This is a genomic window from Serratia sp. BNK-33-b (assembly GCF_048684565.1).
In the GTDB taxonomy this organism is placed as follows: domain Bacteria; phylum Pseudomonadota; class Gammaproteobacteria; order Enterobacterales; family Enterobacteriaceae; genus Serratia; species Serratia marcescens.
The window spans coordinates 13,748-35,013 of sequence record NZ_JBLQTZ010000001.1 but is presented as its reverse complement, the minus strand read 5'-3'; the positions used below and the strand labels follow the sequence as shown (position 1 = coordinate 35,013).

Genomic DNA, 21,266 nt, shown 5'->3' with positions numbered 1-21,266 from the left:
AATAGTCTGGCCCTTTATTATTTACCGCGAGCGGATATTACTGACCGGCGGGCATCTGCTCCTTCATTTTATTCATGTGGTCCATCATCTTTTGCTCGCGTTTCTGATAATTCTCATTGTATTGTTTTTTCTGCTCAGGCGTCAGCAGGTTATACATTTTATTTTCCGCTTTGGCGCGTGCCAGCATGCGTTCGGATTGCGCTTTACCGATCGCGTCAATTTGCGCCTTCGCCTTCGCTTCGTCAAAGCTGTCGGAAGCGACCAGATTGTGCAGCGCTTGGCGCTCCTCTTTCATGCCCGGCCCGCGCTTCTGGTGCGACTCTTTCATGATATCGCGCATCTGCTGGCGCTGCTGCTCGGTCAGGTTCAGCCCGGCGAACGGGCCGCCTTTGCCTTCACCCTTGTGATGCATCATTTTCATCGGCGCCGCATCCGCCGCCGGAGCCGTCGCCGTATCGGCGGCGAACGCCGCGGAAGCAGAACCCAGAGCCAGCGTGGAAGCAATAAATAAAGCCGTCAATTTACGCATAATCATTTCCTTAAAAATTTTCTTCATCAGGAGCGCTGTACGTTAACAGGCTCATTCGTTGTCGGAGATAATAATAGGCTGATAAATTTCAAGTAATGCGAGGGTGTGTAAACTTTTTAAAACCCGTCTCGGATTTATTCACCAATTATGAGAAAACTATGAAGATGGCGTTTATTTGATGGAAATTTTAATTTCTCGGCAAAAATCCCCCCGGTGGAGTTATTTTTCCGCTTTCCCCTCATCGCTATAATTTACTCACCTGCACGGCAACCTTGCATCAACCGTTTTCCGATAGCAGGGGAAATCAGTAAGCATCACACGATCCGATGTTCTCCTACACTTTAAGACAAGCAGCGCCGGGCGACGTTTACACCGCAAAACTAATCATTGCTTATATAATAGTTTCCATCACCCGCCCCGCCTGTGAAAACCTGTTATATGATGCACAGATGCGTACGGCGATCGCTTTCGGGCCAACAGGCTGCCCGGAGCTGTGCCGCCCGCCCGCCCGTGCTCTTTTGAGGAATCGTCATGCCCGCAGACCAAGGCCCTGAGCTTCTTAGCGCTCACTTCGGCACCCAAAGCCCCCACTGGCGGCTGGCGTTTGACAGCAATGCCCTGGAGCTGTCCGCCGTTAAGGGCAAAGCTCATATCGCGGTGGCGCTCAGCGCCATGGAAGCGGCGAAAATCCGCCGTCTGACCGGCGTGACCGCCAGCCTTGATCTGACCATTACGCTGGCCGGTGAACCGCTGCATCTGCATCTGGTCGGGCGCCGCGTCAACAACCTCGAATGGGCGGGCACCGCTTCCGCCTTCAGCGACACCCAATCGGTGGCGCGCGACCTGGTGCACGGCCTCTCCTTCGCCGAGCAGGTGGTGTCCGAAGCCAACTCGGTGATCGTGATCGTCGATCAGCACGGCCGCATACAGCGCTTCAACCGACTGAGCGAGGAGTACACCGGACTGCACGAACACGAGGTGATCGGCAAAAACGTTTTCCAGCTGTTTATGAGCCCGGAAGAAGCCGCCGCTTCGCGGCGCAACATCGCCGGCTTCTTCCGCAACGGTTCGTCCTATGAGGTGGAACGCTGGGTGAAGACTGTCAAGAGCGAACGGCTGTTCCTGTTCCGCAACAAATTCGTGCACAGCGGCAGCGGCAAAAACGAAGTCTTTCTGATCTGTTCCGGTACCGACATCACCGAAGAACGCCGCGCGCAAGAGCGGCTACGGGTGCTGGCCAACACCGATCTCATCACCGGCCTGCCGAACCGCAACGCCATCCAGGACAAGATCAATCACGCCATCGCCACGCGCGGCGAAGAGAGTTTCGGCCTGGTGTACCTCGATCTCGACAACTTCAAAAAGGTCAACGACGCCTACGGCCATATGTTCGGCGATCGGCTGCTGGTCGAGGTCGCGCTGGCGATCCTCGGCTGCCTGAGCCCGGATCAAGTGCTCGCCCGCCTCGGCGGCGACGAATTCTTGGTGCTGGCGCCGCAAAGCGATCGCGAGCGCCTGCAAACGCTGGCGCAGCGCATTATCGACAGGCTGAAGACCCCTTTTCGCATCGGTCTGATTGAGGTGTATACCGGCTGTTCGATCGGCATCGCGCTGTGCCCGGAGCACGGCAACGATCTCGACAGCCTGATCCGCAGCGCCGATACCGCCATGTACGTCGCCAAGGAGCACGGAAAACGCACCTATACCGTCTTCTCGCCGGAGATGAACAAACGCGTCGCCGAATACATGTGGCTGGACACCAATCTGCGCAAAGGGTTGGAACAAAATCAGCTGGTGCTGTATTACCAGCCTAAAATCGACGCGCACAGCGGCGAAGTGCACAGCGTGGAAGCGCTGGTGCGCTGGGATTCGCCGGAGCGCGGCCTGATCCCGCCGCTGCAGTTCATCTCCTATGCCGAGGAGTCCGGCCTGATCGGCCCGTTGGGCCAATGGGTGCTGCAAACCGCCGCCGGGCAGGCGGCGCAATGGCAAGAGCAGGGATTGAATCTGCGGGTGGCGGTCAACCTCTCTGCCCGTCAGCTGGCCGACGACGGCATCGTCAACGACCTGCTCGGGGTGCTGCACCGTCACCGCATGGCCCCCTGTCTGCTGGACTTCGAGTTGACCGAAAGCAGCCTGATTGAAGACGAGAACCGCGCGCGCGCGCTGATCACCCGGCTGCGCGAACTGGGCGCGCAGGTGCATCTCGACGACTTTGGCACCGGCTATTCGTCGCTGGCGCAGCTGGCACGCATTCCTCTGGACGCCATCAAGCTGGATAAAAGCTTCGTGCGCGGGGTGAATTTCAATCCGGTATCGCAATCGCTGGTACGCGCGATCGTCGCGGCGGCGGAGGCGTTGGCCTTCCGCGTGATCGCCGAAGGGGTGGAGACCGAGAGCGAAAACCACTTCCTCGACGAGGTCGGCGTGGACGAAAAACAGGGCTTTCTGTTCGCGCGGCCAATGCTCCCGGAACAGCTGGAGCATTGGCTGCAGTCCTATCGCCCGCGCTCACCCTCCGCATGAGGCGGGCGCGTTAACGTTAGCCGGCACGACGCAGGTTCAGGGTATGGCGATCCTGTAACATCACCAGCCGCTCGATGTAGGCACGGTCTTTTTCCTCAATGGTAAAGGCCGAGTGCACCCAATCTTCGGTAATGTCCATCAGCTCGGAACGCGTCAGCTGCAACACGCGCTGACGCGCCCGCAGCATGGCGCGCATGCCGTTGAGCTTCGGCCGGATGGTATCGATGAAGGTGCGCGTCGCCAGGTAGGCGTCGCCGGGCTGGAACAGCTGGTCTACCAGCCCGCGGCTCTCGAACCACTCTGCGGTGTGCGACTCGCCGCCCCAAATCAGCTCCTCGGCCAAGCGCATGCCCGCCTTGCGCGCCACCAGCGAGTAACCGCCCATACCGGGAAACAGGTTGAACGCAATCTCCGGGAACCCCATGCGCGCATTGTTTTGCGCCAATACGAAATGGTGCGCCAGCGCCGCTTCAAAACCGCCGCCCAGCGCACTGCCTTCAACCATCGCAATGCTGATCGCGCCGGTGTCGAAACCGCGTGCCGCCGCATGCACGCAGTCGATGCAGGCGCGCGCGTAGGCCATCATCGCCTCGCGCTTGCGGTTTTTGATCGCTTCGGCGAAGAACTGCAGATCGCCGCCGACGTTGAACATGTTCGGCACCAGCGAGCCGGTGACCCAGAAGTCGAACCGCAGCGAAGACTCCTTCGCCGCCTGCGCCAGCGTCATGATGTCTTCAATCAACGCCTGGTTGAAGCAGGGGCGCGGCGCGGCGCGCAGCAGCATCCACATGATGTGCCGCCCCTCTTCATAGTAGGCGGAGATCTGCGACAGATTGCCCGCTTCGGTAAACGGACGACAGGTGGGGTGATTAAGCAATTTCATAAGACCTTCCAGTTTTTCTGTTGATGACGGATGAGACCGTTCCAGCCCCTACGGCTGCAGCGGGGCGGCGAGCGGCAAAGCGCGACGCCACATCATGAGTAAACGCTTTCTCGCCGACGAAACAGATAAAAATTGGAGGTAGAGAAGTGAAAAAAACCGAGGCGCCACGGGGTTTTCATAGGAATTTTACCTATCGCGCCATCCCCGGCATTTCATGCCGGGCGCTAACGCGTTAAGCTCGCAAATTGACCGTTTGCCGCCCCGGCGCTCAAAACGCCGCAGGGCTTTGGCTATAATCAACGCTGATACATGCCGTTTAACGTTAAGGAAATCGTGAAGTAATGCCTACAGGACCAGACCAGGAACGCCGCCAGCCCACACAAGACACGCCGCCGAAGCCGCTTATCGCCATCAAGACCGGCCATGAGACGCTCGACCGCCGCATCAGCGGTTTTTCACGTCTGATTGAACGCATCAAAGCCTGGCCGAGCGTGGCGCACCTGCTGCGCGCCGCCGAACGCTTTAACGATCGGCTGGGCAGCCAGTTTGGCGCCGCCATCACCTACTTTTCATTCCTCTCGCTGATCCCGATCCTGATGGTGTCGTTCGCCGCCGCCGGTTTCGTGCTGGCTTCCAACCCGGATCTGCTGGCCCGCTTGATCAACCGGATCGTCGGCAGCATCAGCGATCCGACGTTGGCCAGCACGCTGAAGAATACCGTCAACACCGCCATTCAGCAGCGCACCACCGTGGGATTGACCGGTCTGGCGCTGGCGCTCTATTCCGGCATCAGTTGGATGGGCAACCTGCGCGAGGCGATCCGCGCGCAGTCACGCGATGTCTGGGAGCGCAATCCGCAGGATCAGGAGAAAATCTATTTCAAGTACACCCGCGACTTCATCTCGCTGACCGGCCTGGTGGTCGCGCTCATTATTACGCTGTCGCTGACCTCGGTCGCCGGGTCGGCGCAGGCGGCGATCGTCAACGCGTTGGGGCTGGACGGCATCGAATGGCTGCGGCCGGCGCTGACGCTGATCGCGCTGTCGATCTCGATCTTCGCCAACTATCTGCTGTTCCTGTGGATTTTCTGGATGCTGCCGCGCCACAAACCGAAGAAAAAAGCGCTGCTGCGCGGCACCTTGCTCGCGGCTATCGGCTTTGAGGTGATCAAGTTCGTGATGACGATGACGCTGCCGCAGGTGGCGAAGTCGCCTTCCGGCGCGGCCTTCGGCTCGGTGATCGGGCTGATGGCGTTCTTCTACTTCTTCGCCCGTTTGACGCTGTTTTGTGCCGCCTGGATCGCTACCGCCGACTACCAAGGCGACAAAGCCTTGCCGGAACGCGAGCCGCCGGCCCCCTGAAGCCATGCAATCGTGCCGGTGTTATCGCACACGCCGGCACTTTCCTCTGGTTAATAAGCAAAAACCCAGTCAATCCCTCTAAATCATGCGGCATGACATTCGGAAAACCAGCATAACAAACTACCCATTCACTTTTCTTTCCCGTTTTTACAGCCATTCCCTCTGTATGAAACCCATTTCTCAACGTTTAACGCTACAGAAAAGAAGCCCGGTAAAACATTAGTCTTTTTAACCGGTTAGCGGCGGCGTTGCCCAAAGTTACAGCGTTGAAAAGGCGGAATGCTGTCACTAAGATGGATTTTTACCCCCTCCAACAATAAGAAATAGATATGCAAGCCACCATCGCACCCCCACTCGACGCCGACGACGCGTCTACACCGGTGAATTCCCGCGGGAAAGTCATCGTCGCCTCGCTGGTCGGCACCGCCATCGAGTTCTTCGACTTCTACATCTACGCCACCGCCGCGGTGATCGTGTTCCCACACATCTTCTTCCCGCAGGGCGACCCGACCACCGCGACGCTGCAGTCGCTGGCCACCTTCGCCGTCGCCTTTGTCGCGCGCCCTATCGGCTCTGCGCTGTTCGGCCACTTCGGCGATCGCGTCGGGCGCAAGGTCACGCTGGTCGCCTCGCTGCTGACCATGGGGATTTCCACCGTGCTGATCGGCCTGCTGCCGAGCTATGAAACCATCGGCATCTTCGCCCCTATCCTGCTGGCGCTGGCGCGCTTTGGCCAGGGCCTGGGGCTGGGCGGCGAATGGGGCGGCGCAGCCCTGCTGGCGACGGAAAACGCGCCGGCCAAAAAGCGCGCGCTGTACGGTTCTTTCCCCCAGTTGGGGGCGCCTATCGGTTTCTTCTTCGCCAACGGCACCTTCCTGCTGCTCTCATGGCTGCTGAGCGACCAGCAATTTATGGAATGGGGCTGGCGCGTGCCGTTCATCCTCTCCGCGGCGCTGGTGCTGATTGGCCTGTATGTGCGGGTATCGCTGCATGAAACGCCGGTGTTCGCCAAAGCGGCCAAGGCCGGCAAACAGGTGAAAGTGCCGCTCGGCACGCTGCTGAGCAAGCATCTGAAAGCCACCATCCTCGGCACCTTCATCATGCTGGCGACCTACACGCTGTTTTATCTGATGACGGTGTATTCGATGACCTACGGCACCGCGCCGCAGCCGTTGGGCCTCGGTTACTCCCGCAACAGCTTCCTGTGGATGCTGATGGTGGCGGTGATTGGTTTCGGCGTGATGGTGCCGATCGCCGGTCTGCTGGCGGACGCGTTCGGCCGCCGCAAGACCATGATCGCCATTACCCTGCTGATGATCGGCTTCGCGTTCCTGTTCCCGACCCTGCTGGGTTCCGGCAACCAGGCGCTGGTGATGGGCTTCCTGCTGTGCGGCCTGAGCATCATGGGGCTGACCTTTGGCCCGATGGGCGCGCTGCTGCCGGAGTTGTTCCCTACCGAAGTGCGCTATACCGGCGCGTCGTTCTCCTACAACGTCGCATCGATCCTCGGCGCGTCCGTGGCGCCCTATATCGCCACCTGGCTGGCGGCCCACTACGGGCTGTTCTACGTCGGCATGTACCTGGCGGCGATGGCCGGGCTGACGCTGCTGGCGTTGCTGCTGATGAAAGAAACCCGCCACCAGTCGCTGTGATCCTCTGCGGCCCCCTCACTGCGGGGGGCCGCACGCGTTGTTCGTTTCCTGTCATAAAACCGGGCTATGCTGAATGTTTCTCTCGGTAACAGGATCGGCCGATGTCTTTGCGTCGTGGGGTATTTGTCTGCGTGGCGCTGCTGGCGGCTCTCGCCATCGCGCTCTATTACGGGTTGAAGCCTGACCATCCCGATGCGCTATGGCGCATCGTCAGCCAGCAATGTCTGCCCAATCAGCAAGCGCATGACAACCCGGCGCCCTGCGCGCAGGTGGATGTGCCGGCCGGTTTCGTGGTGTTTAAAGATCGCAACGGGCCGTTGCAATACCTGCTGATGCCCAGCGCCAAAATCACCGGTATCGAAAGCCCGGCGCTGCTGGACGCCGCCACGCCGAATTTCTTCGCGCAGGCCTGGCGCGCGCGCCACGTGATGGCGGAGCGTTATGGCAAACCCATCGACGACGGCGATATTTCACTGGCGATCAACTCGGAATATGGCCGCACGCAAAACCAGCTGCACATTCATATCTCCTGTCTGTCGCCGGCGGTAAAACAGCGGCTGGCGCAGATTGGTCCCGATTTCATCGAGCAATGGCAACCGCTGCCCGGCGGCCTGTTGGGGCATGACTATCTGGGGCGGCGGGTGACCCCCGCCGAACTGGAACAACAGGGCGCCTTCCGCCTGCTGGCCTCCGGCCTGCCGCGCGCCGACGGGCGCATGGGCAGCTTCGGCCTGGCGATGACCGCGCTGCCGGACGGCGATTTCCTGCTGCTGGCGACCGAGCGCAGCCTGCTGCCGTTTACCCTGGCCTCGGCGGAAGAGATCCAGGATCACGACTGCCGGCTGCTCACGCCGCCGCCGCACGCCTGATTATTTTTTGCCTTTCATCTCCCGCAGGATCTGCCCGCACGGGTTCTCCTCGCCGCCCTCACTGGGCGAGACCAGCGCCAGCAGCGCCGCCGCCGGCGTCAGCACCGCCCCCAACGCCACCGCCGCCGCGCCGCGCGCGATCAGCGGCCCGGCTTTGACCCCGGCGTCCGGATGCTTGAAGGTGCCTTTCACGTACAGCGGCGAGCGCAGGGTCAGCACGCGCATCCCCTTGCTTTCCGGATCGATGGACAAATCCAGCCGTTCGGTGGCGAGGTTGGTGTTGCCGGTGATGTTGATCACCGCGTTTTCGGTGTCGAACACGAACAGCCGCGGCGCGGCGACGCCGCTGCGGATGCCGACGTCCGCCGCCGCGCAGTTGATGCCCACCACGTCGTCACCGAACAGCTGCGCCACCAGATAGTTGCCGACGTTCAGACCGAGGATCTCCATCAGGCTACGGCTGATCACCCCGTTATTGATCAACAGGCGCAGGTCGCCGTTGCTGGTCGCCAGCAGTTCGGCCACCGAATTGCCGCTGCCCGTCAGTCTGGCGTCGCCGTTCATCTGCCCGAGGCTGCGCTTCATCGCCGCCACGTTCGGCAACAGCTGTTTGAGCTGGAGTTTGCGCGCGTGCATATCTACCTGACCGCGCATCGGCTTTTTGCCGCCATCGAGGCGCACGACGGCGCTCAGGCTGCCGCCCGCCATGCCGAAGCGCAGCGGATCCAGGCGCAGTTCGCCATTGTTCAGTTTCAGGTGCGTGGCCAGATCGCTCAGCGGCAAATCGCTGCCGCGTTCAATGCGCGCGGCGGCAAACTTCACGTCCGCATCCATCTTGCGCCAGCTTTGCGTATCGAACTGTTCGACCGGCAGCACCTTATCCGCCGGCTGGCGGCTCTTCTCGCCGCGCCCGGCTTTGGCGGCGTTGGAGTCCGCGCCGATCAGCGGCGCCAGATCCGCCAACCTCAGCTGCCGGGAGCTCACCGCGCCGCTCAGCGTGGGCCGCGGTTTACCGGCGACGTACTTCAAGCTGCCGTGAATGTCGCTGTCGCCGATTTTGCCGTCAAATTTCTGATACTCGAACACGGCGCCGCCCGGCTGATGCAGACGAGCCATCAGATGGCCATCGGTCGCATACGGCGGCGTGTTCGGCAACAGCACGCCGGTCAGGCCATAGAGGTTGCCCAGGCTGTCGCCGGAAAATTTCAGCTGCACGTCCAGGCCGCCGAGATTCAGCGGATCGGACAAGGTGCCCGCCACCGCCACCCGGGTGCTGCCGGAACGCACGTCGGCCTGCAGCGGGAACGGCAGATCGGCGCTCTGCAGCGACAGCATGCCGCCGATCTTGCCGCTGCCGCTCAGCGGTTCGCCGTTATATTTGCCTTTCACCTGCCAGCCGAAAACATAATCGGGTGTAGCGCTCTTGCCGCCGCTCTGTTTGCCGGTCACTTCACTGAACGGCAGCGGTTTGCCGAGCGGATCGATAACGGCGCGGAAATCCGCCTTTAGCGTGGCGTCTTTAAAGGCAATCTGTCCCTTGTCGAACACGATATCGTGAACGGTGAACGACCAGTCGGAAGGCGGCTGCTTGGGATCCTGGCCGCCGGCCAGGTCAAACGTCCAGTTGTTGTCGCCGTTGGCCAGGCGTTGCAACGACGCATTCGGCCGCTTCAGCCAGATGCGCGGGATCAGCAGCTCTTTACCCAGCAGCGCCAGCGGTGCGATGCTGGCGTCGATGCGCTGCAGCGTCACCATGCTGTCGCCGGGCATGTTTTTCGGATTACCCAGCCACACGTCTTCGGCATGAATATGCGGCCAGGGCACCCAGGCGCGCCAGCCGCCCTCATCCGGATTACGTGACCAGTCGACGCCCAGATCGCCGCGGATGGCGAACGGCCGCCGCAGTTCGGCCGACACTTTGTCGTTGATGGTGGGCTTGAGTCGATTCCAGTCGAAGGTAGCGATGAAGATCGCCAGTGCGGCGATCGCCAGCAGCACAATGCCGCCCAGCCAGCTGAAAACCTTTCCTGTTCTTGTCATAGCGGCTCCCTCAGCGCATAAGCCAGGCTGCCGAATAAAAGGAAAAGGAATTAGCAGCCCCGTTTAAGCCTAGCTGAGGATAGGCCGGAGTTCACGCCGGCGCGCCGGGCGCGGCAAACAACGTCGGCACGCTGTGCAGCGTTTCAAAGCACGCCGGACGGGAAAGGTAGTAGCCCTGTGCGGCCAACGCGCCGGAGCGCTGCACCAGGCGCCACTCCTGCTCGGTTTCCACCCCCTCGACGATCACCCCGTCGCTGTGCTGGTTCATCATCTTGATCAGGGTGCCGAGCAGCTGCACCCCCTCTTCCGACTGTTTGAGCAAGGTGAACAATTCGCGCGCCACCTTGATGTATTGATACCGCCAGGCACCGACGGCGGAGAAGTTGGCCAGCCCGCTGCCGAAATCGTCCAGCCACAGCCGCTCGCCGCCGACAATCTGCTGCAGCGGGCGGTTTGATGCCGTTGCGGCGTGCTCCACCAGCTCGAAGCGCAGATAGGGCATCTCGGCGATCTGCCGTTGCAACGCGCGATGACGCTGCAATGCTTGCAGCGCGATGCCGTCGATATTGACCGATACCATCACCGCGTGGCGGATGAACAACGCCTGCCAGCGCTGCAACAGCGCCAGCTGTTCCTGAACCACCCGCAAACGCTGGGCGACGCCGAGCGAGGCAAAATACTGTTCCGGGGATTGCCGCTTGTCCGGCTCATTCGGGTGATGCACCGCCGTCAGCAGTTCCACCGCCAACAGCGCGCCGCTGGTGCGATAAATCGGCTGGAAGGTATACAAGCGCCGGCATTGCCGCCAGTAGCGCCGCGATTTGGCGCAGGCATAGAGGGCAAAACAGGGCGCCAGCAGACCCGAGATCAGATTGGTTATCATCGGTACTATCGCCGTGGCGGGGAAGTGAGAGCGCTGCCGCTGTTTCTTTACCCAACTTATCGGCCACGCCACGTAAAACTTTAAGCACGAATTGCCGCACGCTTTCCTCTTCACCCTGTCGGCGTTGGCCGATCGCGATCATAAAAAATTAAAACACCGTTTTAATTTATTGACTCCCTTACCGCCTTGCGTGGAGACTGGTGGCTGTTGCTTCTTCTTTAGCCAGGGCTTATTGACGATGACTATCCGAAACCTCGCCGTGATCGGCGAATGCATGATCGAGCTGTCACAGCAGGGCGCACAGCTGACGCGCGGCTTTGGCGGCGATACCCTCAACACCGCCGTCTACCTCGCCCGCCAAATGCCGAAACAGACGTTGCAGGTGCATTACGTCACTGCGCTCGGCACCGACAGCTTCAGCGGCGAGATGCTGCAGGCCTGGCGGCAGGAGAAGATCGAGACCGGGTTGATTCAGCAGTTCGACAACAAGCTGCCGGGCCTGTACGTGATCGAAACCGACGCCGCCGGCGAACGCACTTTCTACTATTGGCGCAATGACGCCGCCGCCCGCTATTGGCTTGCTGGACCGCAGGCCGACGCACTGTGCGCGCGGCTGGCGCAGTTCGATTACCTGTACCTCAGCGGCATTAGCCTGGCGATCCTCGCGCCTGCCGACCGCACGAAGCTGCTGACGTTGCTGCGCCGCTGTCGCGCCAACGGCGGCCAGGTGATCTTCGACAACAACTACCGCCCGCGTCTGTGGCCAAGCCGTGAGGAAACGCAGCAGGCCTACCGCGAGGTGCTGGCCTGCACCGACATCGCCTTTTTGACGCTGGATGACGAAGAATTGCTGTGGGGAGCGCAGCCGGTTGAACAGATAGTGACGCGCACGCAGGCGCTCGGCGTCGGCGAGATCGTTATCAAACGCGGCGCGGATGCCTGTCTGGTGTTCAATGTGGAGGGGGAGCGGCTTGAAGTGCCGGCGATCGCACTGCCGCCGGAGCGCGTGGTGGATACCACTGCGGCGGGCGATTCTTTCAGCGCCGGCTACCTGGCGGTGCGCCTGAACGGCGGCGGCGCCCGGCAGGCGGCGCAGCGCGGCCATCAGCTTGCTGCGACGGTGATCCAACATCGCGGCGCCATCATTCCCGCAGCGGCGATGCCCGCATAATCAATAAGGCGGCGGCGAAGTCGCCCCGCCGCCCACGCAATGGATCCCAGAAGCATTGATCGGAGGATGATTGAAAGAATTTCCCTGGCGTTGGCTTATTTCCGCCCAGAGCTGCTAAGCTCGGGTCTTGGCATTGCCGTCTTTTTGAATTTATTAGCCGAGTATAAATTTCAATCCGCCGCACTGACTAGCTGGACTTTGGTGCAGGTCGGGCTGAGCCGCCGAACGACAGGGAGGTTACCGATGGCCGTCACATTCGCCAACGCCGTCGCCGCAAGACTGCATCTTGATGGCCGGCTACAGGCCTTCAGCCAATTCAAATACGCTTACTTGACCTTCAATAAACACCATCCCGACCGCCATCTGCTGGTATCGAGCTATCCGCAAGAATGGCTGGACATCTACAGTGCCAATCGCTATCAGCACATCGATCCCGTCGTGCGCGCCGCCCATAACCGCTGTGCGCCCTTTATGTGGCACGACACCGCCCTCACCACTGAGGATCGGCATTACCGGAAGATCTTCAGCCAGGCGCGGGAGTACGACATCGTGCACGGTTGCAGCTTTGTTTTGCACGATCACGACAACAATCTGGCGATCTTGTCGATCAGCGCGACGGCGGCCGATGACGCCGAACTGCGGCAGCTAATGGAGGAAGAAAGGGCCAGCCTGCAGATCGTCTTGGTCGATACCCACCAGCACGCGCTTGCGTTGGCCAGCGCCGAGGCGAGCCGAAAGGATCGGCTCTCGCCGCGCGAAGGGGAAATTCTCTATTGGGCCAGCCAGGGCAAAACCTATAATGAGATCGCGCTGATCCTGGGGATCAAAACCGGCACGGTGAAGTTTCACATCGGCAATGCGGTGCGGAAGCTGGGGGTCGCCAACGCCAAACACGCGATCCGGCGCGGCCTTGAACGGCAACTGATCGCGCCGCCTCAGGCATAAAAAAGCCGGCATTGCAGCCGGCTTTTTGTTTTTTATCTTGCGGAAAATCAGCCCGCAACGGCGATACGTTTCATGTCGGTCATGTAGCCGCGCAGTTTGCGGCCGACGGTTTCGATTGGATGGCTGCGCACCGCTTCGTTCACGTCGCGCAGCTGCGCGTTGTCCACCGCCGTACCCGCCACGGCTTTGCCCAAATCGCCCGCCTGCAGGGTGGTCATGAAATCCTTCAGCAACGGCACCGCCGCGTTGGCAAACAGGTAGTTGCCGTACTCCGCGGTATCGGAGATGACCACGTTCATTTCATACAGACGCTTACGCGCAATGGTGTTGGCGATCAACGGCAGCTCGTGCAGCGACTCGTAGTAAGCCGATTCTTCGATGATGCCGGCATCGACCATGGTTTCGAACGCCAGCTCAACGCCCGCTTTCACCATCGCCACCATCAGCACGCCGTGATCGAAGTACTCTTGCTCGCTGATTTTGCCTTCAAACTGCGGCGCATTCTCGAACGCGGTTTTGCCGGTCTCTTCGCGCCAGGTCAGCAGTTTCACGTCGTCTTCCGCCCAGTCGGCCATCATGCCGCTGGAGAAAGCGCCGGAGATGATGTCGTCCATGTGCTTCTGGAACAGCGGCGCCATGATGGTTTTCAGCTGTTCGGACAGCGCATAGGCGCGCAGCTTGGCCGGGTTGGACAGGCGATCCATCATCAGCGTGATGCCGCCCTGCTTCAGCGCTTCGGTGATGGTTTCCCAGCCGAACTGAATCAGTTTCTCGGCGTAAGCCGGATCGGCGCCTTCAGCAACCAGCTTGTCGAAGCACAGCAGAGAACCCGCCTGCAGCATGCCGCACAGAATGGTCTGCTCGCCCATCAGGTCAGATTTCACTTCAGCGACGAAGGAGGATTCCAGCACGCCGGCGCGGTGGCCGCCGGTCGCCGCCGCCCAGGCCTTGGCGATCGCCATGCCTTCGCCTTTCGGATCGTTTTCCGGGTGAACCGCAATCAGGGTCGGCACGCCGAAGCCGCGCTTGTACTCTTCGCGCACTTCGGTGCCCGGGCACTTCGGCGCGACCATCACCACGGTGAGGTCTTTGCGCACCTGCTCGCCCACTTCAACGATGTTGAAGCCGTGGGAGTAACCCAGCGCCGCGCCGTCTTTCATCAGCGGCTGCACCGCACGCACCACGGAAGAGTGCTGCTTGTCCGGGGTCAGGTTAACCACCAGATCCGCCTGCGGGATCAAATCTTCGTAGGTGCCGACCTTAAAGCCGTTTTCGGTCGCCTTGCGCCAGGAAGCGCGCTTCTCGTCAATCGCTTCTTTGCGCAGGGCATAGGCGACATCCAGACCGGAATCGCGCATGTTCAGCCCCTGGTTCAGCCCCTGGGCGCCACAGCCGACAATCACCACTTTTTTACCTTTCAGGTAGCCGGCTTCGTCAGCAAATTCGTCGCGCGCCATAAAGCGGCATTTACCCAATTGCGCCAACTGCTGACGCAGGTTCAATGTGTTGAAATAGTTAGCCATGGTGGTACTCCGGTTTGATGTTGTCTTGCATTGTTATTTTCATTCCCCGCCCTGTCTGTGCGGAGATTCGTTAAACTCAATGTATAACAGGAAATGCGTTGCTTAAATTGATATATTGAGAACGTGACATTGCAATTTTTGCAACACTCTCACTGCGAGCGTATCGATATGGATTTACGTGATTTAAAGCTGTTCCTGCATCTGGCCGAAAGCCATCACTTCGGGCGCACCGCCAAGGCGATGCACGTCAGCCCGTCGACGCTCTCCCGCCAGATCCAGCGGCTGGAAGAGATCCTCGGGCAGCCGCTGTTCCTGCGCGATAACCGCACCGTGCAGCTCACCGACGCCGGTGAACAGCTGAAAGAATTCGCCCAACAGACGTTGCTGCAGTATCAGCAGCTGAAACACTCGCTCGGCCAGCACGGCCCTTCGCTGAGCGGCGAACTGCGGCTGTTCTGCTCGGTGACCGCGGCGTACAGCCACCTGCCGCCGATCCTCGATCGCTTCCGTGCGCAGCACCCGCTGGTAGAGATCAAGCTGACCACCGGCGATGCCGCCGACGCGGTCGACAAGGTGCAATCCAACGAGGCCGATCTCGGCATCGCCGGCCGGCCGGAAACGCTGCCCGCCAGCGTGGCGTTCACCAAAATCGGCGAAATTCCGCTGGTGCTGATCGCGCCGGCGCTGCCCTGCGCGGTGCGCAGCCAGGCGTTCGCCGACAAGCCCGACTGGGCCGAGATCCCGTTCATCTTGCCGGAGCACGGCCCTTCGCGAAAACGTATCGAACTGTGGTTCCGCCGCCACCGCATCAGCAATCCGCTGATTTACGCTACCGTCGGCGGCCACGAGGCCATCGTGTCGATGGTGGCCCTGGGCTGCGGCATCGCGCTGATCCCAAGCGTGGTGGTGGACAACAGCCCGGAGCCGGTGCGCAACCGCATCTCGCAGCTGGATAACATCTCGATGGTCGAACCCTTCGAACTGGGGGTCTGCGTTCAGAAAAAACGCCTCAGCGATCCGTTGATCGACGCCTTTTGGCGGTTGCTGCATCCCCGCTGACGCGGGGTTTCAAAGGTCTGCCGGATCGATCTGCTTCATCGCCTCTACCTGCATCAGCCAGTGGTAGAGCGGCTCAAGCTGCAAAAACGCCCCGGCCAGCAGCGGCGCCAGATCGGCGTTGAACAGCTTTTCCACTTCGCTGTCCGTCACCATCACCGCAAACGACTTGCGGTTGTACCAGGTGGCGATCTCCGCCGCCTGCTCCTTCACCAGCGGGCGCTTGTAGCTTTCGCCCACCAGCTCGAACGGCGTCCGGCAGCAGGCGGCCACCTCCAGGAAAGGCTGCGGCCGTTGTTTCAGCGTATGGCGGAACAGATCCATGGTCGGCTTGTTGGCGCTGTAGTAGCCGAGCCCATAGCGCAGCATGTCCGGCCCCAGTTCGAAAAAGTAGACCGGCGCATCTTTCCAGTCTTTGCTCGGGCGCTTGAACGTCAGCCACATGCGGCTGCGGTAGCGCGACTTGTCGTGAGAAAACCGCGTATCGCGATGAATGCGCGACAGCGTTTTGCCGATCGCCGGGCGAGTCTCGAACTGCGGATCGATCGCCAGCATGCCGGGAGCCAACTGCTCCACCAGCGCGCGAAACGGCGCCAGCAGCTCGCGATCGTAGATGTCGCGGTTGCCGTCGAACCACGCCTTATCGTTCTCGATCCGCACCTGCTGCAGGAAATTCAGGCCCTGCTGGCTAAAGCCGGAGAAAGGTTGCGTCATAAGTTTTTCCGTTCTGACGGTTTATCGGGTGTTGCGCAGATCTTCCCTCTGCCAACGGCGTTTGATAAACACGCGCCGACGCGTGCGGAAATAAGCGACATACAGGTAGAACGCCGCCCGGTTGCTGAACAGCGCCCCGCCAACCGCGCCCCCCAGCAGCAGGGCGCCGGTGGCGATGCCGGTCATGCCCGCCGCCCACGCCGCCGCGGCGCCGAGGCAACACAGACCGAGCATGCCAAGGTAATATTGCAGCAATACCACCCCGCTGTTTTTACCCTGCACCAGTTGGAACAGGATCAGCGTCATCCACACCGCCACGATCGCGCCGCTGCCCATTAGAACGGCGGCAGAAGTCTTGCCGCTCCAGGCGGCCGCCACGTCCGTGGCCAGGCCCATCACGCCCGCCAGCCCCAGCGTCAGGCATACCATCAGCAACATGACATTGCCGACGCCCGGCGGCGACAGCCGCTGGCCCGGCGTCAGGAAATGCTGCTCAAGCTGCGCATCCACGCCGGCGAAAAGCGCACGATCGCGCGCCGCGATTTGGCTTTCCATCTCCCGGCCCTGCACGATCAGGCGTTTAATCATCCAATCCGCCATTACCTCACCATCTGCGGCAATTTCTGCATAATGCCCACAAAATACTGCCCGGTGGTTTTCACATTCACCGGCGCAGACAGGGTGCCGCTGATGCCGCTGCCCACGAACGTCAATGAGTTATTGAGCGCCGAATGCAGTTGCTGACGCAGCCCGTTTTGGATCGCTTCCGTCGGATAGCGCTTCGGGTATAAGCCGTTCTTCACCATCTCTTTCAAGACGTTATTGGAAATCCCCGGGTTTTCCGCCCGAATGATGTTTTCGGTCAGCCGCTTCCTTTCGCTGCGGGGCATGCTTTTCAGCCATTCCGTCGCCTTGCGCGCCGAAATGCGGCGCATGGCGCGGTAGGTCATCGTCGCTTCCTTCAGGGCGGCCCCCGCGCTGGCCAGCGAGATCACATCGAGTACGGTGCTGGTGGCGATATACCACTGCTCAGAGTCGAGCTGAGCCAATTCATCGCCTTTTCCGTCATAAAGCTTGTTGACGCGGTATAGCCCATTGCCGCACTGCAGCGCGCTGGCGGCCATGCCGGCATAGCCCAGATAAGCCACCGCTGAGCTGGTGCCGCCGGTAAACGGCACGGCGACGCTGCCCGACGCCAGTAAAAATACCGATACCAGCAGCGTTCCGCACGACAGCGCGGCCGAGGCCAACTCTTTGCTGACGCTGGGTTTGCTCAACGCTTCCGACAGCGTATTGGTCGCGGCAACGCGCGAGGTATGAGCCACCGTTTTGCTGATGACCACGTGGGTGACCTGCGAAGCGTTCGAATAACCGGTGTGCTGCGTCGGGCGGACTAAAAATGAGTTTTGCCCGTCGGAAAAAATAATTCCCACGCCATGAAAAGCGAGGCTGCAGTCCAGCGAGTCCTGCAAGGCTTGCAGATTAATATCGCGATAGAACTCTTGTACCCCGGCATTGCCCAACAAGCGGGCAAATTCGGCGTTGGTCAAATCGTCTTCGGGAGAACCGAACGGCGTAGAAAAAGCGGTTTTCATTGTCGTGCATCCCTATACGTCAGAAGTCTTGGCAGTATAAAAATGCACGACAAAATCACAACCATGCAACCTATAAACTGACTAACGCGTCACGGTTGCTTATCAATCCGGCTCACCCCTGCAAAAAGAAGCGGAACGCCGGGTTGTCGGTTTCGTCGTGGCAATCGTAGCCCAGCGCCTGCAGGTGCCGCTCGAATTCCGGCTCGCTTTGCGCCAGTTCAAAGGCCGCCAGCACCCGGCCGAAGTCGGTGCCGTGGCTGCGATAGTGGAACAACGAGATGTTCCAGTGCGTGCCCAGCGTTTGCAGGAACTTCAGCAGCGCGCCCGGCGACTCCGGAAACTCAAAGCTGTACAGCCGTTCGCGCAGCGGCTTCGACGGACGCCCGCCCACCATGTAGCGCACGTGCAGCTTGGCCATCTCATCGTCCGACAGATCCACCACCTGATAACCGCCGGCGTTGAGTTCGTCGATGATCTCCCGTCGTTCGGCGTGGCCGCGCGTCAGACGCACGCCGACGAAAATGCAGGCGTTGTCGGCATCGGCGTAGCGGTAGTTGAATTCGGTCACCGAGCGCCCGCCCAGCAGTTGGCAGAACTTGAGGAAGCTGCCCTGTTGTTCCGGAATGGTCACCGCCAGCAGCGCTTCGCGTTGTTCGCCCAGTTCGCAGCGCTCGGAAACGTAGCGCAGCCCATGGAAGTTGAGGTTGGCGCCGGACAGCACGTGCGCCAGACGCTCGCCCTGAATGTTGTGCTGCTGGACGTACTTTTTCAGCCCCGCCAGCGCCAGCGCGCCGGAAGGTTCGGCGATGGCGCGCACGTCCTCGAACAGATCTTTGACCGCCGCGCAGATGGCGTCGCTGTCCACGGTGATCACGTCGTCCAGATACTCACGGCACAGGCGGAAGGTTTCGTCGCCGATGCGTTTCACCGCCACGCCTTCGGCGAACAGCCCGACGCGCGCCAGATCCACCGGATGGCCGGCATCCAGCGCCGCGCGCAGGCAGGCGGAGTCTTCCGCTTCGACGCCGATCACTTTGATCTGCGGCATCAGCTGTTTGATCAGCACCGCCACCCCGGCGGCCAGGCCGCCGCCGCCGACCGGCACGAAGACCCGATCCAGATGCGCGTCTTGCTGCAGCAGCTCCATCGCCAGCGTGCCCTGCCCGGCGATCACCGTCGGGTGATCGAACGGCGGCACGAAGGTCATGCCCTGCTGTTGGGAAAGTTCAATCGCCTTTGCCTTGGCCTCGTCGAAATTGGCGCCGTGCAGCAACACTTCGCCGCCGAAACCGCGCACCGCATCCACCTTGATGTCCGCGGTGGACACCGGCATCACGATCAGCGTTTTGATGCCCAGCCGTTTACCGGAGAAGGCGACGCCCTGCGCGTGGTTGCCGGCCGAAGCCGTCACGACGCCGCGCGCCTTCTGCTCTTCGTCCAGCCCGGCGATCATCGCATAGGCCCCGCGCAGCTTGAAGCTGTGCACCGGTTGGCGATCTTCGCGCTTCACCAAAATGGTGTTGCCGAGGCGCGAAGAGATTTTGCTCATGGCCTGCAACGGGGTGACCTGCGCCACCTCGTAGACCGGCGAGCGCAGTACCGCTCGCAGATATTCCGCGCCGCAGGGGGCGCTGGGTAGGGGTTGAGAGACCGCCATGCTGCTTATCCCCCCAGTTTGCTCTTGTCGCGCACCGCGCCTTTGTCGGCGCTGGTGGCCAACGAGGCGTAGGCGCGCAGCGCGAAGGACACCTGACGTTCACGATTTTTCGGCGTCCAGGCCGCGTCGCCGCGCGCCAGTTCCGCCTCATGCCGCGCCGCCAACTCCTGCTCGCTGACATCCAGCTGGATGCCGCGATGAGGAATGTCGATCGCGATCATGTCGCCGTCCTGCACCAGGGCGATCAGGCCGCCGCTGGCCGCTTCCGGCGAAGCGTGGCCGATAGACAACCCGGAGGTGCCGCCGGAGAAACGCCCGTCGGTGATCAGCGCGCACGCCTTGCCCAGTCCCATCGATTTCAGGTAGGTGGTTGGGTAAAGCATTTCCTGCATGCCCGGCCCGCCTTTCGGCCCTTCGTAGCGAATCACCACTACGTCGCCCGCTACCACTTTACCGCCGAGGATCGCTTCTACCGCGTCGTCCTGGCTTTCATACACTTTGGCCGGGCCGCGGAAGGTGAGGATTTCCTTGTCGACGCCGGCGGTTTTGACGATGCAGCCGTTTTCCGCCAGGTTGCCGTACAGCACCGCCAACCCGCCGTCCTGACTGTAGGCGTGCTCACGGGTGCGGATGCAGCCTTCCTTGCGGTCGGTGTCCAGCGAATCCCAACGGCAATCCTGAGAGAATGCCTGCGTGGTGCGGATACCGGCCGGCCCGGCGGAGTACATTTTCTTGACGCTTTCGTCGCGGGTCAGCATCACGTCGTAGGCTTCCAGCGTCTGCGGCAGGGTCAGCCCCAATACGTTGTTCACCTCGCGGTTCAGCAAGCCGGCGCGATCCAGCTCGCCGAGGATGCCGATCACGCCGCCGGCGCGGTGCACGTCTTCCATGTGATATTTCTGCGTGCTCGGTGCCACCTTGCACAGGTGCGGCACTTTGCGCGACAGGCGATCGATGTCCTCCATGGTGAAGTCCACCTCGCCTTCCTGCGCCGAAGCCAGCAGGTGCAGCACGGTGTTGGTCGAGCCGCCCATGGCGATGTCCAGCGTCATGGCGTTTTCAAATGCCGCCTTGTTGGCGATATTGCGCGGCAGCGCGCTCTCGTCGTCCTGCTCGTAATAGCGTTTGGTCAGCTCGACGATGCGCTTGCCGGCGTTGAGGAACAGTTCCTTGCGATCGGCGTGGGTGGCCAGCAGCGAACCGTTGCCCGGCTGCGACAGGCCCAGCGCTTCGGTCAGGCAGTTCATTGAGTTGGCGGTGAACATGCCGGAGCAAGAGCCGCAGGTCGGGCAGGCGGAACGCTCGATCTGCTCGCTGTCGGCGTCGCTGACGTTCGGGTTCGCGCCCTGGATCATCGCGTCCACCAGATCCAGCTTGATGATCTGGTTGGAGAGTTTGGTCTTGCCGGCTTCCATCGGACCGCCGGAGACGAAGATCACCGGAATATTCAGGCGCAACGCCGCCATCAGCATGCCCGGTGTGATCTTGTCACAGTTGGAGATGCACACCATCGCATCGGCGCAGTGGGCGTTCACCATGTATTCGACCGAGTCGGCGATCAGTTCGCGCGACGGCAGGGAATAGAGCATGCCGCCGTGGCCCATGGCAATGCCGTCATCCACCGCAATGGTGTTGAACTCTTTGGCCACGCCGCCGGAGGCTTCGATCTGTTCGGCGACCAGTTTGCCCAGATCGCGCAGATGCACATGGCCAGGCACGAACTGGGTAAAGGAGTTGACCACTGCGATGATTGGCTTGCCGAAATCGGCGTCGGTCATCCCGGTCGCGCGCCACAATGCGCGGGCACCCGCCATATTGCGGCCGTGGGTGGTGGTGGCGGAACGGTACTTAGGCATGCTCTT

At 61.2% G+C, this 21,266-nt stretch carries 17 protein-coding genes; 7 read left to right on the top strand and 10 right to left on the bottom strand.

Annotated elements, in window-relative coordinates:
• Positions 1 to 37: 37 nt before the first annotated feature.
• Positions 38 to 529, bottom strand: coding sequence for an ATP-independent periplasmic protein-refolding chaperone Spy (gene spy, locus ACMGGK_RS00160; protein ID WP_028128096.1), 492 nt, complete (start codon positions 527 to 529; stop codon positions 38 to 40).
• A 531-nt stretch (positions 530 to 1,060) separates the two neighbouring features.
• Here spy and pdeR point away from each other — a divergent pair.
• Positions 1,061 to 3,055 carry a cyclic di-GMP phosphodiesterase gene (pdeR, locus tag ACMGGK_RS00155; RefSeq protein WP_420276599.1) on the top strand — a complete coding sequence of 665 codons (1,995 nt, stop codon included), beginning with the start codon at positions 1,061 to 1,063 and terminating at the stop codon, positions 3,053 to 3,055.
• Between the two features lie 16 nt (positions 3,056 to 3,071).
• Here pdeR and ACMGGK_RS00150 read toward each other — a convergent pair whose 3' ends face one another.
• Positions 3,072 to 3,938, bottom strand: coding sequence for a crotonase/enoyl-CoA hydratase family protein (locus ACMGGK_RS00150; RefSeq protein WP_016930461.1), 867 nt, complete (start codon positions 3,936 to 3,938; stop codon positions 3,072 to 3,074).
• A gap of 341 nt (positions 3,939 to 4,279) precedes the next feature.
• Here ACMGGK_RS00150 and yhjD point away from each other — a divergent pair, with 341 nt between their 5' ends.
• The 3 genes from yhjD to ACMGGK_RS00135 all read left to right on the top strand — a co-directional run bounded on the left by yhjD (position 4,280) and on the right by ACMGGK_RS00135 (position 7,820).
• A complete protein-coding gene (gene yhjD / locus ACMGGK_RS00145; protein ID WP_016930462.1) occupies positions 4,280 to 5,299 on the top strand; it encodes an inner membrane protein YhjD in 1,020 nt (339 codons plus the stop codon).
• Positions 5,300 to 5,628: 329 nt separating this feature from the next.
• On the top strand, positions 5,629 to 6,951 hold the full coding sequence (locus ACMGGK_RS00140; protein WP_016930463.1) for an MFS transporter: 1,323 nt from the start codon (positions 5,629 to 5,631) through the stop codon (positions 6,949 to 6,951).
• A 101-nt stretch (positions 6,952 to 7,052) separates the two neighbouring features.
• Positions 7,053 to 7,820: a CDP-diacylglycerol diphosphatase gene (locus ACMGGK_RS00135; RefSeq protein ID WP_016930464.1), complete on the top strand. Its 768-nt coding sequence runs from the start codon at positions 7,053 to 7,055 to the stop codon at positions 7,818 to 7,820.
• On the opposite strand, the gene ACMGGK_RS00130 is transcribed toward ACMGGK_RS00135, so the two are convergent.
• Together ACMGGK_RS00130 and pdeH are read right to left on the bottom strand one after the other, a co-directional pair.
• On the bottom strand, positions 7,821 to 9,860 hold the full coding sequence (locus tag ACMGGK_RS00130) for an AsmA family protein (protein WP_123867988.1): 2,040 nt from the start codon (positions 9,858 to 9,860) through the stop codon (positions 7,821 to 7,823).
• A 91-nt stretch (positions 9,861 to 9,951) separates the two neighbouring features.
• Positions 9,952 to 10,743: a cyclic-guanylate-specific phosphodiesterase gene (pdeH, locus tag ACMGGK_RS00125; RefSeq protein ID WP_016930466.1), complete on the bottom strand. Its 792-nt coding sequence runs from the start codon at positions 10,741 to 10,743 to the stop codon at positions 9,952 to 9,954.
• 238 nt (positions 10,744 to 10,981) lie between these two features.
• Between pdeH and ACMGGK_RS00120 the strand changes: the two genes are divergently transcribed.
• Together ACMGGK_RS00120 and ACMGGK_RS00115 are read left to right on the top strand one after the other, a co-directional pair.
• On the top strand, positions 10,982 to 11,914 hold the full coding sequence (locus ACMGGK_RS00120) for a sugar kinase (protein WP_028128093.1): 933 nt from the start codon (positions 10,982 to 10,984) through the stop codon (positions 11,912 to 11,914).
• Between the two features lie 243 nt (positions 11,915 to 12,157).
• Positions 12,158 to 12,859 carry a LuxR family transcriptional regulator gene (locus ACMGGK_RS00115; protein ID WP_049300871.1) on the top strand — a complete coding sequence of 234 codons (702 nt, stop codon included), beginning with the start codon at positions 12,158 to 12,160 and terminating at the stop codon, positions 12,857 to 12,859.
• A 47-nt stretch (positions 12,860 to 12,906) separates the two neighbouring features.
• Here the strand turns inward: ACMGGK_RS00115 and ilvC are convergent, their stop codons facing one another.
• A complete protein-coding gene (gene ilvC / locus ACMGGK_RS00110; RefSeq protein ID WP_016930469.1) occupies positions 12,907 to 14,382 on the bottom strand; it encodes a ketol-acid reductoisomerase in 1,476 nt (491 codons plus the stop codon).
• A 168-nt stretch (positions 14,383 to 14,550) separates the two neighbouring features.
• Between ilvC and ilvY the strand changes: the two genes are divergently transcribed.
• A complete protein-coding gene (gene ilvY, locus ACMGGK_RS00105) occupies positions 14,551 to 15,441 on the top strand; it encodes an HTH-type transcriptional activator IlvY (RefSeq protein WP_004929971.1) in 891 nt (296 codons plus the stop codon).
• A gap of 9 nt (positions 15,442 to 15,450) precedes the next feature.
• Here the strand turns inward: ilvY and ACMGGK_RS00100 are convergent, their stop codons facing one another.
• From ACMGGK_RS00100 to ilvD, 5 genes are all read right to left on the bottom strand, one after another.
• Positions 15,451 to 16,152 carry a DUF2461 domain-containing protein gene (locus ACMGGK_RS00100; RefSeq protein ID WP_420276598.1) on the bottom strand — a complete coding sequence of 234 codons (702 nt, stop codon included), beginning with the start codon at positions 16,150 to 16,152 and terminating at the stop codon, positions 15,451 to 15,453.
• 21 nt (positions 16,153 to 16,173) lie between these two features.
• Positions 16,174 to 16,752: a hypothetical protein gene (locus tag ACMGGK_RS00095; protein WP_016930471.1), complete on the bottom strand. Its 579-nt coding sequence runs from the start codon at positions 16,750 to 16,752 to the stop codon at positions 16,174 to 16,176.
• Complete coding sequence (locus ACMGGK_RS00090) at positions 16,752 to 17,747, bottom strand: hypothetical protein (protein ID WP_016930472.1); 996 nt, start codon at positions 17,745 to 17,747, stop codon at positions 16,752 to 16,754. The genes ACMGGK_RS00095 and ACMGGK_RS00090 overlap by 1 nt, the downstream gene beginning before the upstream one ends.
• A 112-nt stretch (positions 17,748 to 17,859) precedes the next feature.
• Positions 17,860 to 19,404, bottom strand: a complete 1,545-nt coding sequence (gene ilvA, locus ACMGGK_RS00085) for a threonine ammonia-lyase, biosynthetic (RefSeq protein ID WP_016930473.1) — start codon at positions 19,402 to 19,404, stop codon at positions 17,860 to 17,862.
• A 5-nt stretch (positions 19,405 to 19,409) separates the two neighbouring features.
• Positions 19,410 to 21,260, bottom strand: a complete 1,851-nt coding sequence (gene ilvD, locus ACMGGK_RS00080; RefSeq protein ID WP_033645377.1) for a dihydroxy-acid dehydratase — start codon at positions 21,258 to 21,260, stop codon at positions 19,410 to 19,412.
• Positions 21,261 to 21,266: the final 6 nt, after the last annotated feature.

Excerpts from the sequence above, each read along its gene's own strand:
- spy (WP_028128096.1), bottom strand. The coding sequence starts at position 529 with ATGCGTAAATTGACGGCTTTATTTATTGCTTCCACGCTGGCTCTGGGT.
- pdeR (WP_420276599.1), top strand. The coding sequence starts at position 1,061 with ATGCCCGCAGACCAAGGCCCTGAGCTTCTTAGCGCTCACTTCGGCACC.
- ACMGGK_RS00150 (WP_016930461.1), bottom strand. The coding sequence starts at position 3,938 with ATGAAATTGCTTAATCACCCCACCTGTCGTCCGTTTACCGAAGCGGGC.
- yhjD (WP_016930462.1), top strand. The coding sequence starts at position 4,280 with ATGCCTACAGGACCAGACCAGGAACGCCGCCAGCCCACACAAGACACG.
- ACMGGK_RS00140 (WP_016930463.1), top strand. The coding sequence starts at position 5,629 with ATGCAAGCCACCATCGCACCCCCACTCGACGCCGACGACGCGTCTACA.
- ACMGGK_RS00135 (WP_016930464.1), top strand. The coding sequence starts at position 7,053 with ATGTCTTTGCGTCGTGGGGTATTTGTCTGCGTGGCGCTGCTGGCGGCT.
- ACMGGK_RS00130 (WP_123867988.1), bottom strand. The coding sequence starts at position 9,860 with ATGACAAGAACAGGAAAGGTTTTCAGCTGGCTGGGCGGCATTGTGCTG.
- pdeH (WP_016930466.1), bottom strand. The coding sequence starts at position 10,743 with ATGATAACCAATCTGATCTCGGGTCTGCTGGCGCCCTGTTTTGCCCTC.
- ACMGGK_RS00120 (WP_028128093.1), top strand. The coding sequence starts at position 10,982 with ATGACTATCCGAAACCTCGCCGTGATCGGCGAATGCATGATCGAGCTG.
- ACMGGK_RS00115 (WP_049300871.1), top strand. The coding sequence starts at position 12,158 with ATGGCCGTCACATTCGCCAACGCCGTCGCCGCAAGACTGCATCTTGAT.
- ilvC (WP_016930469.1), bottom strand. The coding sequence starts at position 14,382 with ATGGCTAACTATTTCAACACATTGAACCTGCGTCAGCAGTTGGCGCAA.
- ilvY (WP_004929971.1), top strand. The coding sequence starts at position 14,551 with ATGGATTTACGTGATTTAAAGCTGTTCCTGCATCTGGCCGAAAGCCAT.
- ACMGGK_RS00100 (WP_420276598.1), bottom strand. The coding sequence starts at position 16,152 with ATGACGCAACCTTTCTCCGGCTTTAGCCAGCAGGGCCTGAATTTCCTG.
- ACMGGK_RS00095 (WP_016930471.1), bottom strand. The coding sequence starts at position 16,752 with ATGGCGGATTGGATGATTAAACGCCTGATCGTGCAGGGCCGGGAGATG.
- ACMGGK_RS00090 (WP_016930472.1), bottom strand. The coding sequence starts at position 17,747 with ATGAAAACCGCTTTTTCTACGCCGTTCGGTTCTCCCGAAGACGATTTG.
- ilvA (WP_016930473.1), bottom strand. The coding sequence starts at position 19,404 with ATGGCGGTCTCTCAACCCCTACCCAGCGCCCCCTGCGGCGCGGAATAT.
- ilvD (WP_033645377.1), bottom strand. The coding sequence starts at position 21,260 with ATGCCTAAGTACCGTTCCGCCACCACCACCCACGGCCGCAATATGGCG.